Source organism: Pseudomonas sp. D2002, assembly GCF_013385735.1.
In the GTDB taxonomy this organism is placed as follows: domain Bacteria; phylum Pseudomonadota; class Gammaproteobacteria; order Pseudomonadales; family Pseudomonadaceae; genus Aquipseudomonas.
This window is the reverse complement of the sequence record NZ_JACAPL010000005.1, coordinates 36,611-51,521: the sequence shown is the minus strand read 5'-3', so window position 1 is coordinate 51,521 and position 14,911 is coordinate 36,611. Positions and strand designations below refer to the sequence as shown.

The 14,911-nt window shown below is 53.3% G+C and carries 18 protein-coding genes; 9 read left to right on the top strand and 9 right to left on the bottom strand.

Features of this window, described 5'->3' with window-relative positions; translation table 11 throughout:
* Window positions 1–70: 70 nt before the first annotated feature.
* Entirely contained in the window at window positions 71–829 is a 759-nt protein-coding gene (locus HX783_RS10830) for a hypothetical protein (protein ID WP_177016877.1), read from the bottom strand.
* A 452-nt stretch (window positions 830–1,281) separates the two neighbouring features.
* Here HX783_RS10830 and HX783_RS10825 point away from each other — a divergent pair, with 452 nt between their 5' ends.
* Window positions 1,282–1,533 carry a pyrroline-5-carboxylate reductase dimerization domain-containing protein gene (locus HX783_RS10825; RefSeq protein WP_177017122.1) on the top strand — a complete coding sequence of 84 codons (252 nt, stop codon included), beginning with the start codon at window positions 1,282–1,284 and terminating at the stop codon, window positions 1,531–1,533.
* 105 nt (window positions 1,534–1,638) lie between these two features.
* Here the strand turns inward: HX783_RS10825 and HX783_RS10820 are convergent, their stop codons facing one another.
* Both HX783_RS10820 and HX783_RS10815 read right to left on the bottom strand, forming a co-directional pair.
* The gene (locus HX783_RS10820) at window positions 1,639–2,391 is read right to left on the bottom strand and encodes a bifunctional 2-polyprenyl-6-hydroxyphenol methylase/3-demethylubiquinol 3-O-methyltransferase UbiG (RefSeq protein ID WP_177016876.1); all 753 of its coding nucleotides are present in this window, start codon (window positions 2,389–2,391) and stop codon (window positions 1,639–1,641) included.
* Between the two features lie 109 nt (window positions 2,392–2,500).
* Window positions 2,501–3,169, bottom strand: coding sequence for a glutathione S-transferase family protein (locus tag HX783_RS10815; protein ID WP_218175210.1), 669 nt, complete (start codon window positions 3,167–3,169; stop codon window positions 2,501–2,503).
* A 159-nt stretch (window positions 3,170–3,328) separates the two neighbouring features.
* On the opposite strand from HX783_RS10815, the gene HX783_RS10810 reads away from it, so the two are divergent.
* Window positions 3,329–4,345 carry an AraC family transcriptional regulator gene (locus HX783_RS10810; RefSeq protein WP_177016875.1) on the top strand — a complete coding sequence of 339 codons (1,017 nt, stop codon included), beginning with the start codon at window positions 3,329–3,331 and terminating at the stop codon, window positions 4,343–4,345.
* Window positions 4,346–4,494: 149 nt separating this feature from the next.
* Window positions 4,495–5,868 carry a transposase gene (locus HX783_RS10805; protein WP_177016874.1) on the top strand — a complete coding sequence of 458 codons (1,374 nt, stop codon included), beginning with the start codon at window positions 4,495–4,497 and terminating at the stop codon, window positions 5,866–5,868.
* Window positions 5,869–6,087: 219 nt separating this feature from the next.
* On the opposite strand, the gene umuC is transcribed toward HX783_RS10805, so the two are convergent.
* Window positions 6,088–7,368, bottom strand: coding sequence for a translesion error-prone DNA polymerase V subunit UmuC (gene umuC / locus HX783_RS10800; protein WP_177016873.1), 1,281 nt, complete (start codon window positions 7,366–7,368; stop codon window positions 6,088–6,090).
* Entirely contained in the window at window positions 7,355–7,786 is a 432-nt protein-coding gene (locus HX783_RS10795) for a LexA family transcriptional regulator (RefSeq protein WP_177016872.1), read from the bottom strand. Before HX783_RS10795 ends, umuC begins: the two co-directional genes overlap by 14 nt.
* Window positions 7,787–7,885: 99 nt before the next feature.
* Between HX783_RS10795 and HX783_RS10790 the strand changes: the two genes are divergently transcribed.
* The gene (locus HX783_RS10790; RefSeq protein WP_122725009.1) at window positions 7,886–8,596 is read left to right on the top strand and encodes an SOS response-associated peptidase family protein; all 711 of its coding nucleotides are present in this window, start codon (window positions 7,886–7,888) and stop codon (window positions 8,594–8,596) included.
* A gap of 255 nt (window positions 8,597–8,851) precedes the next feature.
* The gene (locus HX783_RS10785) at window positions 8,852–9,511 is read left to right on the top strand and encodes a hypothetical protein (RefSeq protein ID WP_082463614.1); all 660 of its coding nucleotides are present in this window, start codon (window positions 8,852–8,854) and stop codon (window positions 9,509–9,511) included.
* Window positions 9,512–9,608: 97 nt separating this feature from the next.
* On the opposite strand, the gene HX783_RS10780 is transcribed toward HX783_RS10785, so the two are convergent.
* Window positions 9,609–9,944, bottom strand: a complete 336-nt coding sequence (locus tag HX783_RS10780; RefSeq protein ID WP_122725011.1) for a hypothetical protein — start codon at window positions 9,942–9,944, stop codon at window positions 9,609–9,611.
* 167 nt (window positions 9,945–10,111) lie between these two features.
* A complete protein-coding gene (locus HX783_RS10775) occupies window positions 10,112–10,606 on the bottom strand; it encodes a hypothetical protein (RefSeq protein WP_177016871.1) in 495 nt (164 codons plus the stop codon).
* A gap of 262 nt (window positions 10,607–10,868) precedes the next feature.
* Between HX783_RS10775 and HX783_RS10770 the strand changes: the two genes are divergently transcribed.
* The 3 genes from HX783_RS10770 (at window position 10,869) to HX783_RS10760 (ending at window position 12,802) form a co-directional block, all read left to right on the top strand.
* Window positions 10,869–11,291 (top strand): hypothetical protein, encoded by a 423-nt coding sequence (locus tag HX783_RS10770; RefSeq protein ID WP_177016870.1) that lies wholly within the window; start codon window positions 10,869–10,871, stop codon window positions 11,289–11,291.
* A gap of 184 nt (window positions 11,292–11,475) precedes the next feature.
* Window positions 11,476–12,297: a metal-binding protein gene (locus tag HX783_RS10765; RefSeq protein ID WP_177016869.1), complete on the top strand. Its 822-nt coding sequence runs from the start codon at window positions 11,476–11,478 to the stop codon at window positions 12,295–12,297.
* 205 nt (window positions 12,298–12,502) lie between these two features.
* Window positions 12,503–12,802, top strand: coding sequence for a hypothetical protein (locus HX783_RS10760; protein ID WP_177016868.1), 300 nt, complete (start codon window positions 12,503–12,505; stop codon window positions 12,800–12,802).
* A gap of 101 nt (window positions 12,803–12,903) precedes the next feature.
* Here the strand turns inward: HX783_RS10760 and HX783_RS10755 are convergent, their stop codons facing one another.
* Both HX783_RS10755 and HX783_RS10750 read right to left on the bottom strand, forming a co-directional pair.
* Window positions 12,904–13,308 carry a hypothetical protein gene (locus HX783_RS10755; protein WP_177016867.1) on the bottom strand — a complete coding sequence of 135 codons (405 nt, stop codon included), beginning with the start codon at window positions 13,306–13,308 and terminating at the stop codon, window positions 12,904–12,906.
* A gap of 140 nt (window positions 13,309–13,448) precedes the next feature.
* Window positions 13,449–13,685, bottom strand: coding sequence for a hypothetical protein (locus HX783_RS10750; protein ID WP_094774137.1), 237 nt, complete (start codon window positions 13,683–13,685; stop codon window positions 13,449–13,451).
* A gap of 213 nt (window positions 13,686–13,898) precedes the next feature.
* Here HX783_RS10750 and HX783_RS10745 point away from each other — a divergent pair, with 213 nt between their 5' ends.
* Window positions 13,899–14,681: a DUF4253 domain-containing protein gene (locus tag HX783_RS10745; protein ID WP_177016866.1), complete on the top strand. Its 783-nt coding sequence runs from the start codon at window positions 13,899–13,901 to the stop codon at window positions 14,679–14,681.
* Window positions 14,682–14,911: the final 230 nt, after the last annotated feature.

Genomic DNA, 14,911 nt, shown 5'->3' with positions numbered 1-14,911 from the left:
CGGTACTGAGATGAAAGTCTATCAGCTGGGGCGCGAGAAGGTAGGTTGCCGGCTTTCACGCCACGTGGAGTCAACGAGCTGCTTTCCTTTTTGTCATGAAATCTATCAGATCTTTCACAACGACATTAGCGGCGTTGTCGCTTGATAGCTCGGAGGCTCGAATCCTTCTGACCTCTACGCCTTCCCACGTCAAAGGAACCAAGCGCTTATCAGCATCGGCAGGTGATTCGCGATGATAGGTATCTCCGTCGACCTCAATAATGAAAGTCAGACCTTTGAACACCACTACGAAATCGGGCTCGAGACGATTGTAGGCTTTGCCTATCCGTACGAAAACTGGAAGCGGAGCGACTGCGAGCTGTGCTCGTGTCATTGCCGTGAATAGAGTGACCTCAGCCTGAGAGCGAAATAGAAGCCCCTGATGTTCCCTCGAGGCAATATTGTCGCTTCGCACTCGTCCCTGGTTGGTGACACCTTCACCTTTCACATATCGGATAGCTTCTTCTCGCCAATTTTTGGAGGCTTCCCCAATACGTGGGGCAATGGTCACCCCGTTTAGGGCCTCGTCATGAAGGGTTGAGTAGAACGGGGTCACTACGTCATAAATCGCTTTACCGGTAGCTTCGCGTTCTACATCTGTCATGGCGTAGTACAGGGGGATTGGAAGTGCCACCATGAGCTGCCAATAATTGACACCGAAATCGGTGTTGATCAACTCAGCTGTGCATTCGCCTGATACCAAAACGGCAATTGCACGAGCATCTCCCAGCAGTTTGAATGCCTCGACCGCCCCTGCTGCCAGATCTTCCATGTTGAACGGTGAAAACATCAAGTGCCTCCTAGCCTATGACGAAAAGGTGAGCATCTCGCCTGCAGAACTTTAAGTGATTCATTACGGTATAGCTCCCCCCAAGGGTTTTAGCCTTTCCACGCATGCAGCGAGCAGGTTTGATGCCTAGCAACGTGGCTGACGAACTCGCCGTGCTGAGTTCTTCGCTCGTCCCATCGCTTCTTTGAGCTCTTGGGTCGAGGGCGTAGCTCAGAGGTAGTCAGCACGAGCCTCTGCTTCGCCCTAGAAACGCCTACGAAGAAAACACATCGTTCTTCTGCAACCTTGCCCCAGAAGGCCTGTGTTTCAACTCCAAGGAGGATTGCCTTTGCTACCGAGTGTTGCAGGCTCGTTATGTTCAGTTCTTTTTCTAGATCTCAGTCATCCGCAAATGCCTCAAGCGCGGCAAGCAGCCTGGCTAGCTCAGTAAGGTTGGCTGCCGTCTCGGCGATCTGCAGCAATGGTTTACCGAGAAGGGCCTGTCTCATGAGCAGGCAGCGGAGTTGGTAATGGGGAATATGCAGGATTGTCTGGCCAGTGCACGGCATCAATCTCACGTCAGCATGGAAGCTCTGGGCCGCAGTATCGCAACACCTGGTACGTTCACTTCCGTTGGGTTAGAAAAACTTCAAAAAAATGGAGGAATGCTTGGTTGGAGAGAGGCATTTGATGAAGTATTAAAACGGATGAAAAAGAGCGCCTAATTCTGTGATGGCGATGTCTGCCAATGGCCTATTGTTCTCTCCCGCAAGTGACTGCCTCTAGCCATGGGGCATTCGTACAATACGTTCCCACGTCACTCGGTGGCATCAAACTTTTCGTGCCCAGCTCCCGAACATCACATCGCCAACGTATACGCCTGAAGAGGCCGAACGCTCCTGATCGAGACGCTCTTGCAACGTTTCAATTTCAACCTCTTCTGCCCTGGCCACACCTAGTGCAATGATTCGTGGCAAGCACGCTCGAACAATGGCGCCAAGGCTGTAGGGCGTATCAGGTGTTTGTATCAGGCATTCAGCGCGTACGCTTTCAACCGTCAAGCCGGCCTGGGTGAAAATGCGGTGTAGATTGAAACCGATGTTTAAATCCGCGCCTTCACGAGCAATCATTTCTTGTATCCAGAATTGCGCTCTTTTATGCAGAGGGAAAGGATCCAGACTCGCAGGCGCCATCGTCGTATCGTGTTCTTGAAAGGCCATGACGCCGCCGGGACGCAAGCACTTCGACAGCGCTCGGATCGTCGCCACCGCATCCCTCTGATACATCAGGACGCGCCTCCCTACAATGGCGTCAAACGTACCGACAGAGTGCTGCAATTTCAGGAGCTCGCACTGGATGAACGTTAGTGAAGAGTGATGTTGTGCGGCGCTGCGCTGGCGTGCGGTGGCAATCGCATCGGCGTCATGGTCAACGCCGACGACTTCTCCATCTCCTCCCACCAGATCACACAACAGAACAGAAACATCACCCGAGCCGCAGCCCACGTCGAGGATTCGCATTCCTTTTCCGATGCCCGCGTCGATCAGCAAACGTGTGGTGAAGTCGAGTCGGTTGATCAACATTACTAAGCCTCCCTGAATGTTCTGAAAAGTTTATGGCGTGCACTCGGGCCATCCTGCCGCTTGAGGTCGATAGCAACCCCTCGCGATTGGCGGCTCTCGATCAGAAGGATCAGGCAGCACCCAGCAATTCTTGATCCGTCGCCACCGCACGTTTAAAGGCGTCGCGGCTCGTCAATTTCTCGGCGTAAGCGATGAACGCAGCTCTGGGCGGCAAGGTTTGCAAGCCTAGCCCCCAGCCGATGTGGGAGCCAACATACACGTCCGCAGCGGTGAAGTGCTCACCGGCAATAAAGGGGTGCGCCAAAACCGCGCGTTCAAGCTGATCCACGGTACGCTCGTAGCTCCCGTAGCCAAAGAAAAACTCCTGTTCCGGGGTTGGGTTGAAACCGGCGCGGTGGTTAGTCACCGTCTGCTCCAGAGGCCCCGCAGCAAAAAACAGCCAACGGTAATAGGCCGCTCGATTGGCAGCCCTAGGAGCCAACCCGGCTTCAGGAAACGCATCAGCCAGGTACGCACAGATGGCGGCGGTTTCTGTTATGGTTTGCCCGTTATGCACTAGCGCAGGGATCTTTCCCATCGGGTTCACGTCGCGAAAAAAACCAACGCGTGAATCATCAGCGTCGGCCACCGTCGGCGCAGCCAGCGCAGCACCACCCCAACGGTCAGCCTGACTGATCGCCTGGTAATCCATGATCACCGTCTCGTAGGCGCAGCCGATTTCTTCGAGCATCCAGCGCACCATGCGTCCGCGTGAATTGGGGTTGGTGTAGAAAGTCATTGTCATCGTGAGCTCCTTTTGGCTCGGTTTGTTGAAGACAATGGTAAGAGCGAAGTTGCATCAGGCCGTGGGCGGTTTACGCCAGAATGCTTGCGGAACGCGCCATTAGCGGCGCGTTGCATCACGCATTGCCGCTCTCCTGCAGTTCGGAGCTTAGAAATGTCGTACGTTCACCCCAGCGCCGAGCGGTGTAAATTGCCCAAAGTGTTCTGGCAATCGATTGAGCAACTGGGAGTGGATCCCACGTTGATTCAGCAGCACGCTCAACTGCCCCATGATCTTCACCTGAACGAGTCTGCCTTTGTCAGCACGCAGCAACTGTTTGCCGTCTGGAACGCCATTGAGATGCTTTCGGCAGACCCTGCCTTCGCGATAAAGATGGTTCGTGATACGCCCAGCGCGAAACACAAACTGGCGTTCCTCACTGCGTTATATGCGGCTGACTTTCGTGACGGCCTCGCGCGGTTGGCGCGCTTCCAGCGTCTATGCAGCCCCGACAAACTCTGCATCGACGAGCGCGAAGGCACCGTTTCGCTCACAATTCAGTGGCCTTCCGGCACGGGGCCGGCGCCTTATCTTTCCGTCGAGGCGTGTTTTGCCTTGGCACTGGAACTCGGTCGACGAGGCACCGGTAAACACATTGAGCCTTTGTCATTGAGCTTGCGACGGCCCAAGCAAACGCTGGAAACTCACTCGGCTTATTTCGCCTGCCCCATTCTCTACGGCGCTGCCCGTGACGAATTGATCCTTCGCACCTCTGACATCGGCCTGCCTTTTCTTGAGCACAATCCGGAAGTTCTGCACATGATGACGCCCGGCCTCGCCGCCGCGATTCGCGCGATTGAAGCGCCAATCGGGTTCTGTGAGCAGGTCATTGAAGTGCTGAAACGCGCACTGGCGGGTGGTCGGCCAAGCTTGAAAAGCCTCGCCCGGGAACTCTTGCAGAGCGAGCGCACGTTGCAACGACGATTAGCGTCCGAGGGTACGACGTTCATTGCACTGCTCAACGAGGCCAGACGCCGAATGGGATTGCACCTGCTGGCTGATCCGGGCCTTGAACTGAAAGAGGTGGCCTATCTGCTCGGTTACGAGGACGCCAACTCTTTCCATCGGGCTTTTCGAAAGTGGGAGAAGCTTTCACCCTCTCAGTGGCGACGTTTCCATGGCTTCATGTGACGCTGCCGGCTTGCGGGCAGGGACGTGTGTTTAGGGTAGAAAGCGGTTGTTTTATGAGTGTCTGTTTTCGGCCGATTCTGTTGAAAAAGTAGCTCCCCTGTTTGACCTGCGGCAAAATTGCTTCATTGGCCGGCGGGGGATCACAGAGCATGATGGGACAGTTATCGAGTGGGCAGGATCGGCTGTTTTACTCGTTCAACCTTGAAGATCACATCCCAGCCAATCATCTTCTGCGCAGCATTGATCAGTGTCTCGATCTGAGTGACCTGCGCCATTACCTCGCCGATTTCTATAGCCCGATCGGGCGTCCCTCGATTGATCCTGAGCTGATGATCCGCATGCTGATCGTGGGCTATTGCTACGGCATTCGCTCAGAGCGGCGGCTGTGCGAAGAGGCCCATTTGAACCTGGCGTATCGCTGGTTCTGCCGGTTAAGCCTTGAAGATGAAGTCCCCAACCACTCGACCTTTTCCAAAAATAGACACGGCCGTTTTCGGGACAGCGATCTGTTTCGCTGGTTATTCAATGAAGTGCTGCGTCGTTGCATGGACGCAGGCTTGGTCAAAGGTGAAGGCTTTGCCGTGGATGCTAGCATCATCAAGGCGGATGCGAGTCGGCAGCGCGGCGTACCGGGTGATGAACAGATCAACTGGAGCGATCCGGCCCTGAGCACTCGCGCCGTGCGTGAGTACCTTGAAGGCCTCGATGAGGAGGCTTTGGCCGAAACGCTACCGAAACGCCTGTCGCTGACGGATCCTCAGGCCCGCTGGACGGCTGCTCCAGGCGGCCCTGCTTTCTACGCTTACTCCACGAATTATCTGATCGATACCGAGCACGGCGTGATCATGGATGTGGAACCCACACCGGCTCATCGAACCGCAGAAGTCGAGAGCACCAAGACGATGATCGATCGGGTCGAAGCGCAGTTCGACATCAAGCCGGAACGCCTCATTGGCGACACCGCTTACGGTACCGCGCTGATGCTGGCCTGGATGGTGGAGGAAAAAGGCATCGAGCCGCATGTGCCGGTGTGGGATAAAACTGAGCGCAAGAACGACAGCTTTTCGAGTAACGATTTCTACTGGAATGAAGAGGCCGAGGAATACCGCTGCCCAGCCGGCAACCCATTGCGCAGCGAATGGCGAGCCTTCAAGAACGAGCGTTCGCACGTCACCAAAGCCAACAGCATCATCTTCCGATCCAGACAGACCGACTGCGCGACATGTCCGATGAAAGCCAGGTGCTGCCCGAACACTTCGATTCGCAAGATCGCTCGCAGCGTCCATGAAGCCGCTCGCGATGTGGCTCGGCGCATTGCCGCAACGCCGGCATATCAGCGATCTCGCCACGAACGTAAAAAGGTCGAAATGTTGTTTGCCCACCTCAAGCGCATCCTGAAATTGGATCGCCTGCGGCTACGTGGCATGAGTGGCGCGACGGATGAGTTCACGCTGGCCGCTGCGGTGCAGAACCTGCGACGGCTGGCCAAATTTTCATCCCAAGGGCCACCAGTCACGGGATAGGTGCGCCTGCACCAAGCAAAAAACCTCAAATTAACCCAATAGCAGAGCAGCAAATGTCACCGAAGGGCCGAAAAACCACTCAATGTGGTGAGTAGGCTCTCCGGTGGTGGTCGCGCCCGAGTTCAGGCCATTTGAAAATCCGACTTTTTCAACACAATCGGCCGAAAGCCGTCATTCATGACGGCGCTATTTAAACCGCAAATGCTTTTTGCTGCGCCGTTATCGGGCTCTCACCGTCCACAGCTCATTTACCTTGGTCGTGTAGCTCTGACTCATCAGCTCCCGACGCATCGCCCAACTAGGTGCGACAGGCACACTAGCCACCCTGAGAACTCCCTTTCCCCAGCGGCCATTAATCTCATCCAGAACGCTCATGACCTTGTCCGCCATCACTGGCTGAGAATGCGCAAATAGGTCATCCGTGAATTCGCCGGGCTGTCGCAAATCCATCAGCAGAACCTCTGCCTTGCTGTACTTGAAGCCCGGTCGGAAGAGGCGATTGACCGCTTCGGTCGCAGCCTTAGTCATGAGTCTAACGTCGTTGGTCGGGTAGGGTAGTTCGACAAGTGCGCCATTCGCATACTTCGCTTCTTGGGGATTGAACATGCCTGTCCTTATACTCACGCGGATCTTCTTACACAGCGAGTTTTGCGCTCTGAGTTTCTCCGCCGCGCGTTGGGTGTAGGTGGCAACGGCCTCCTTGATCGGCTCGATCTGCGTGAGCCGGGTGCCGAACATCCGGCTACAGCAAATTTCTTGCTTGGGTGGGTCAGCTTCGCCCAGTTCCAGACAGGAGGTGCCGGCAAGCTCCCGAGCGGTTTTCTCGATGACCACACTGAATTTCTGCCGAAGCATCCACGGATCGGCTTTCGCCAAATCCATGGCGGTCTTGATGCCCATCGTTTCCAAGTGGGCCTTCATGCGCTTGCCAATGCCCCAGACCTCGCCGACATCGGTGTTGCGCAGCGTCCAGTCCCGTTTGAAAGGATCGCACAGATCCACTACACCACCAGTGATGTCCAGCAGCCTTTTGGCGGTATGGTTGGCGAGCTTCGCCAGCGTCTTGGTGCGTGCGATGCCTACACCGACAGGAATGCCTGTGCGTTTTAGAAGCGTGGATCGCATGTGCCTTCCGAATGCAGACAGATCGCCTGGGACGCCGGTCAGATCGGCAAACGCCTCGTCAATGCTGTAGACCTCAAGCGCAGGCACCAGCGATTCAATGATCGTCATGACGCGTTCGCTCATGTCGCCGTATAAAGCGTAATTACTGCTGAAGGCCACGATTCCATGCCGGCGTAGATGGTCTTTGATCTGGAAGTACGGCTGGCCCATTTTCACGAAAGGCTTGGCGTCATAGCTGCGCGCGATCACACAGCCGTCGTTGTTGGACAACACCACGATAGGTGTCTTTGCCAGGTCGGGTCTGAACACTCGCTCGCAGCTCGCGTAGAAGCTGTTGCAGTCAATCAGCGCAAAGACTGGCTCAACTGTTTTCATGATCGCGCACGCTGTATTTCACCACACCCCAAATCACCAGATCATCGCCCTCCATCACATGCCTTGCCGGATATTTTGGGTTCTCCGACAAAAGCATTACAGCGTTCTCACGCAGAAGCAGGCGTTTGCAGAATGGCTCCGAGTTCAGCGCTGCGATGACGATATCGCCGCTGACTGCATCGATGCTTCGATCAACGACCACCAGATCCCCTGAATAGATTCCTGCGCCCTGCATGCTGTCCCCATCGATTCTCACCAGGTACACGTGCGGTGCGCGGATATCGAATAGCTCATCGAGGGAAATGTGCTTTTCGATGTGATCAGCCGCAGGGGAGGGGAAGCCCGCCGGTACCCTGGATGAATAAAGGGGCAGCTTTTTACCGCCAGTAGCGAGAGGGCCGAGGATGGTGACGCTCATGATGCAAGCCTTAGATTGGTAGACTGTACGTATATACAGTTAACGATTTGCTTCGCTTGTGGTCAATCTCATAAGCATCACTATTCGACGGGTGACAGCATGTGCGGACGCTACTCGATCTACGAATCGATGGATCACTACCTGAAGGAGCTCGCGCCAGAGCAGTTGGTGATCAACGGCTACGATCTTTGGCCAGTAGAGCGATACAACGTCGCACCCTCGACCCGTGTGGAGATCATTCGGCCAGTGGACGACCAATTAAGCGTAGATAAGGTGAAATGGGGATGGTCACCATTTTGGGCGAAAGGAAAGCGTCCTGACCCGATAAACGCCAGGGTTGAGACAGTCATGACTGGGAAGTTTTTCAATCAGCTCTGGCCAAGCGGTCGTGTACTTGCACCGGCAAACGGGTGGTTTGAGTGGGTCAACGATCCGGCTGATCCAAAGAAAAAACAGCCTTACTTCATAACCCTGAAGGAGCAGGCTCCGATGTTCTTCGCAGGGTTAGCTGAGGTTCACCAAGGCCTGGAGCCAGACCCTAGCGACGGCTTCGTCATCATCACCGCCGCCAGCGATCAAGGGATGGTAGATATTCATGATCGGAAACCGCTGGTTTTCGCCCCGGAGCACGCGCGGGAATGGATCGCCTCAGATACTTCACCTGAACGCGCGCGTGAAATCGCGATGGAACACTGCCGGCCTGCTACCGATTTTCATTGGTATAAGGTAAGCAAGGCTGTGGGTAGTGTTCGTAATCAGGGCCCAGAATTGGTTAAGCCGCTCTCAGGGGCGTCAGACGTCGATGAATGATCAACCTGAGTAGTACATCCCGTTGGCTGTAGATGTTGATGGACGGCAACTGGAGCGTTGTCCTGCCTGTCCATGAGTAGTTCCCGTCAGCTTTCATCAAGAACGGACATCGCTTAGATCAATCACCAGTTTTGACACCCGGCATACCTGAGACCGCCAGGTAGCGGCTGGTACTGTAGGAGTCATATGGTGGGATTATTCGCCCCGAAGAGTTGGACACCATTCGGGTGGCATGACATAAATTAAGGACAAAATATGTTCAGCAAATCTCAGATCATTACCATCCCAGTCCTGATCTCATCGGTACTTTTACTCACCGGCTGCCCCCCATCACCGGAATTCACCCGATGGGAACGCACTTCGACCTCTGTAGATGGTGTAAGAGCCGCAATGGCAGAATGTGGCGACCCTGTGGCAGGGCCACAAAACCATTTCCCAATAAACGAACAGATAATTCACTTTCAATGTATGCAGCGCCTCGGTTTTACCCGCAAGGACGGCTTTGAATACTGTGAAATAATGGAGAATATGCCAGCCTGCGTCGAAAAAAGGCAGGGTCGTCCGCTCAGTTTGTCGCAGCTCGAAGCGTTGCCGTTTGTAGAAGATGAAGCATTTCATCCAATCAAGCCTAATTCTGGTCGGGATGAACGTATGCAGGTCTCATGGCGTAAAGCGGGAGCATCACGCCATTTCGAATTCGAGGTAGCCAATGATAGTGAAGCCCTGCCAGTGATGTATGCGTGCGGCTATGCGAAACCACTTGGGTCGAATCTGGACGTCGCCAGCATCGGGCGCACTGCAGAAGTGCAACGCTGCATGATTGATCATGGCTTTGAGCCCAAAAATAAAATTATGCTTGTTTGCCAGACTTACCCACAAGTGACGGGCTGTTCGTCGACAACGCCGCCGAGTTGATGCAGGCAGAGAGCAGGGCCGAGAAGGGCTTGCTCGTTCAAAATAAGAGAGCGTCCTAGACGCGCGACCTTTCAACTCATGGGCACAATTGGATTTTCTACATCGATTTGACGGATAGCACTTCCACGTATTTGTATTTTTTCTTGGCAGCCTTCACAGCATCTTGTTCGGCGAGCAACGAGCTCAACGTATCAGCCTCGTGAATCAACTCGGTCATTTTTCCCTCGAACTCGTTTCCAACCCGTAGCGTGACCCGCAGCCTAGGCGTAAATGCTTTCGCCACCTTCTTCTTGGCTGCTGGAGCGACAACGGGTTTCGCGAACACAACTTCTTCCGCAGGCTCATTTACTAGAGGAGCAGATATCTGCTCTTCGGGCTGAGGCGTACCGAATAGGGCACGACGCATTTCTTCTTCAGTTAATTCAGAGCTCATAGAACATCTCAAAGTGGGCGGTAATCAGCTCGACGAATTCTACTAGGATGGCGGCTCCAGCGTGTCCTCTGGGAGCATGTATGGTCACTGTGAATTCGGGCTACGTGGTCAACATTTCAACGTGGTAGTGGGCTAGATAGCGATAAAATGATGCAACGTAAGCTAGGCTATTGAGTGCTTAAGGGTTCATCGCAATGGTTGTCTGGCTTTGTCTTCGACAACTGAGTGAACTGCTCCAATGCGTTTTGGAAATCCTCCAATGCAAAGCTTACCGGCTTGCTCTCGGCGATCCATTTTGTCGAGATTCCAACTTCCAGTTTGGCCGAAATACTACGACCAAAGCGCCGCCAGTGTACTGTGTCACCTTCGATTATCTGCTCAGCGACCAAGACGATACAGTCGAAATTCATGTCATCGCTACAGACCAGCAACGGCACGATTGTGGAGCTTCCATCCTCCGCCGGGATAATGCGACGGTTCGCAAGAGCGTCTTCGTCTTCGTCGATAAGCCAGATCAGAGAAAGACCAAGGCTTGCGACGTCTGACCATTCGAGATGAGTGGACAGCCATTGCTCAATGCCAATGCCGTCAATCATTAACCATGCGCAAGCGCTCCTGGCGAACCCTGGTCGGTAGTAAGCAGCGGTGATAACTTGGTGCATGGCGAAGTCCTTTAGTGCAGTGCGGCTGTGTCATAGAGAATGATGATACTCCAGTGGTATCACGCCTAGGCGCCAGATCACTACTATCGAACGCTTGAAGGGCAGCCTATCTTGCGCCTGGACGTACTGGTAGCTTTCAACCTTGGCACAACGATGAGGTCGGATTGTGAGCATCTTTCCCAATCGGACTTCCCTGACAAGCTGCTCCTCCGATTTTAATCAGGTACGATCCCGACGACTCATCAACAATCGAGATCGTGTCATGCAAGCTGGCTGCTGGCCCTTCCATCTCTTCGGTGCCAATTTCGCCACTGAAGCCGAAGCGCAGAAATTTGTATTTGAACAGTGGGAGGCAGAGCCCCCTGAAAGCGCGAGCGAAGCCGAGTACATTTCGTGGGAAGACCGCAATCCAACCTGGCGACTAGCGGAAGAACTTGGGTTCTATATGGATTCAGACTTCGTTGAGCTTATCGGCACCCCACAAGACGTCATAGCGCAAATCCGTAGCCCCTCTGAGAGAATGCTTTTCAGCTCCAAGGCAACAGAATTTACCCATTTTATTCTGGTGGGGTCGAATGCCATCTGGGGTGACCGTCGTTCGACTTCTGCACAAGGAGAACCGCTGGTGCGCTTACCGGAGAGCACTGCAACCATCTCATATCTCGGTCTGTTCAATTCAATTTGACTGCACGAAGAGTCGTGTCTGAGTTGTGCGGCTAATGCAGTATCCGACTGGGGACTCTCGGCCTGAAGCCCGGTCACAGTGTCTGCAAGGTGCCGAGAGCAGTCGCTCAATACGTCTGCTTAACAAGCAGCGATTGAGGGCAGGTCTGCTAAGATCGAGGCATAAACCTGCCAGGGGGGCAGTAATGGGAAACTACACGAAAGGACTCACAGAGCGCCGTCATCACACACAGCTCAGAGAGGGCTATTGTCTGATCTGTGGAACTTTCGGCCCTCTCAGTTGGGATCATGTTCCGCCTCAGGGCAGTATAACAATAACCAAAATTGAGCAGGCTCACCTGACGGAGATTATGGGAGTCAACTCTGATGCTGTCATTGGCGTGAAGTCTTCTAACGGTAGCAAGTTCAGAACTATCTGCAAGCATTGCAATAGCTCACATCTCGGTGCTAATGACCATGAGGTCGCGCGGGTCTACAAAGGCATATCAGAGAAGATCAAACAGTATTTCTTGAAGGCAAACAGCCCAGTCAATCACGTGCATTTGCCATTTGATGGGATGAAATTCTGCCGTGCTATGGTGGGACATGTGCTTTCAGCAACCACTGTAAAAGAGTGCCTTCAAGAGCCTTTGCCTGTTCCTTACTATGCGCCGTTACAAAAGTTTGTCATGGGTGACGATACCGCCAATGATAGCACCCATGATTTCTACACCTGGTTCTATCCTCACCGCAGGCACATGAGCATCAAGATGTTTACTTGCAAAAACCAGGGACACATTGCCACCCTAAGTCTCTTGTCATTTTTTCCGCTTGCGTTTTTGATCACAGAAAAAGGTCAGGGGATTTATCCTTCCGGTGCGACGCCTATGAAGCCCACTGATAAAACACTTAATGTGAAACTCGACTCAGGACACCTGCCTTATGCTGCTTTTCCCAATGCAGGGCTGAAAGGGGATCAGATGATTCTACTAAATGGTACTCAGTCGATTGTGAGTTACCCCATCTGAATGCCTTTGCTTCTGAAGCTTGAGATAGTTTGCTCAGCCATGATTTCACTTGGCTATTCGTGCTTGCCGTCTTCAATTGTCGATTGCCCGACCTTTATCTGGTGAGTGGCTTACTGCCGTCTGCGCGGTTGAGCTGCCGACGCTTGGAGCGACCCGCTATAACTGAAAGTCTACCTGTATCTACACATCGGTAAGGTACAGAGCAATGGATAAGACAATCACCGTCGATCAACTGGCTACCACCGACCTTGGATCAATCAATGAGATATGGTTGAGCGGGACGCATACCCGGCTATGCCTATGGCTTGGCAAACACGTTTTCACACACGAAATGATGAGTGAGGGCACCCACGATCAGAATGTCCGACGTCTTTGCGTGAAGGTGGTCAACCTTAACGATCAAGCTGCAGTGGCAAACGTTGAGTTGATGGTGCGCGAACGGGTGGAAAAGATGGGGAAGGAGGGCGAGTTTTATCCGTCTGAGGAGGCAAATACTCATCGATAGCACCCAGCCGCTCTGCTAAGAAATAGGGTATCGGCTAATCGTGAGTGCCTCAGTACGCCACGTGAGGATGTGTTGCGATTTCGGCTTTATGGGCAATTGCACTAATTCTGTATTTTGGCGCTCCTGTATTGTTCGTTCCACCAGGTGACAAGCTCAGCATGCTGCTCGTGAGTGATCCATGCGAAATTTTTTTTGTCCGCCGGGTCGCCCCCGAAGACTAAGGGCTTCGTATACCACTTGATCTTGCCAGCGAAACGCTCGTCCGGTTCAAGGTAAATCTGCTGGGGAAAGGTAAACGGCATGGCATAGGACGCATCGAGTGGCAGCGTTGGAATGGTAAACATTACTCCGGAAGAGTTAATGACGATGAAGTCGCCCCATCCTCTTAGACCTAATAGCGTGTATCCCGGCAGATGATGATCAAATCCGTAGGCCTTCATGGCAGCTAAGCTCTCATCCTCCGTGAAGATGATGAAATAGTCGTCGTTTTGCCAACCTTCGTTCATAAGGGGATGACTCACTTTGGCAGATAGGGAGGTACTCGGTGTGCTACCAGCGTCTCGTGGCCGACAGAGAGCAACGGTTGCTTACAGTCGGATGATTGTTTGATCACAGAAGGGCTGCATTGTTTTGGTATAGGCGCAAATCACTGGGAGCGTAGACGTTGCCATTCATTCCAGCAATCCTCCGCGACGATGTCTGGATAACCACGATCTTCTTCCATTGCCAAGGCTGCGCTAAAAGGCAAAGCGATGCAGGTGGATCTGTCTCGGATTTCACACACCTCAATCTCGGTAAGCGGCTGGCCCTTTTTATCCTCGGCGGCTTGCAGCACTGCCGCCAGAGCCGGCACAAAGACTAGACATAACGGATCTGTAGTCATCAGTTTCTTCCCTGAGTCGATTAGAAATTGCATGGTAGGCCAGTTTCGGACATCAACATTACCTCGAAGTGCGAACGTCAAAGTTAGCGTAGCGCGCTGCTATGTGGTGGCAGGAAGACTTATTGTCGCTTGGCGGCAGACCTTCAATGATGATCCTGAAACGCTTAGGATTACTCACTCAATTCAGTACCAAAATGGAGCAGGCCACGGTATATGGATATCGAATTTCGCGGTAACGGCAAGCGTGATAATCCGTCTGTAGGTACATGCGATGAGTACGGCGTGAGCGGGATTACCAGCTTTGACGATCTGACCGAAGCTCGTCGTAAGATTGCTGAGGCGCATCCAGGCTTTAAACCTCTGTTCTCGCTCGATGATCTGCACCAAGCCCGCTACACCTCGGGACATGTGCGCAATAATTTAGGGATGGACGATGCATCGGAGCAGGACATAGCGGGCTTGCCTCCAGAGTGCTTTGAGAATGGTGAATACATAGGCTATCCGACTACGAAAGAGGAGTTCGCAATCTGTCTTCGCAATTTCATGACCCTGGTTGCAGCCACGTCTTTCGAGGATGCTTGTACTCATGGTTTGACGCTAGATCAGCAGGCCCTCCAGGAGTGGATCGGTTACCAGAACAACCCTATCTCTCTTCTAGAGCAGCCTCTTTCAGCGCTCCTGGTACCCGTTCAGCAGTCCTGCCAGGCACTCGCGGCTTTTCCGAATGGCTATTTCACTTCGGATCTGGATCCCGCGAATAACTTTGCCGTTGCGCGTCATTTTTCAGAAGCGCATGGCTATGAGTTGATGGGCGTAGGTGCTTCTTACATCGGCTTCATTCGTGCTGAACCGCCTGATACATCACTTGCTAACGTCGTAGCCAAAGACTTCTGTGCGCTCTATAACACTAGCGATGAAAACCTACAGGGACGTGTTTCCAAAGTTGCGCAGGCGATCTCCGGTCGGACGCATCTTTGGCTCCGTTACGTGGAGTGAGCTTCGTCGCATCCAAAGTCCGGCTGAATAGTTAACAAAGCTTGTGAGAGGTCTGGAGCTTTTTGCCGCCTCGTAGGAGGGCAGTATCCACACATCCACTACAATCAGGCACATGATTGGCGCTGCTCGTTTTCCGCTACGTAACGTCAATTTCGTCTGATAGCTGTCGATATGGAGAGCAGCCGTCCCAAGCTCTGAACAAGTTTAAGCCTGCCCAATTCCCGCTGTTT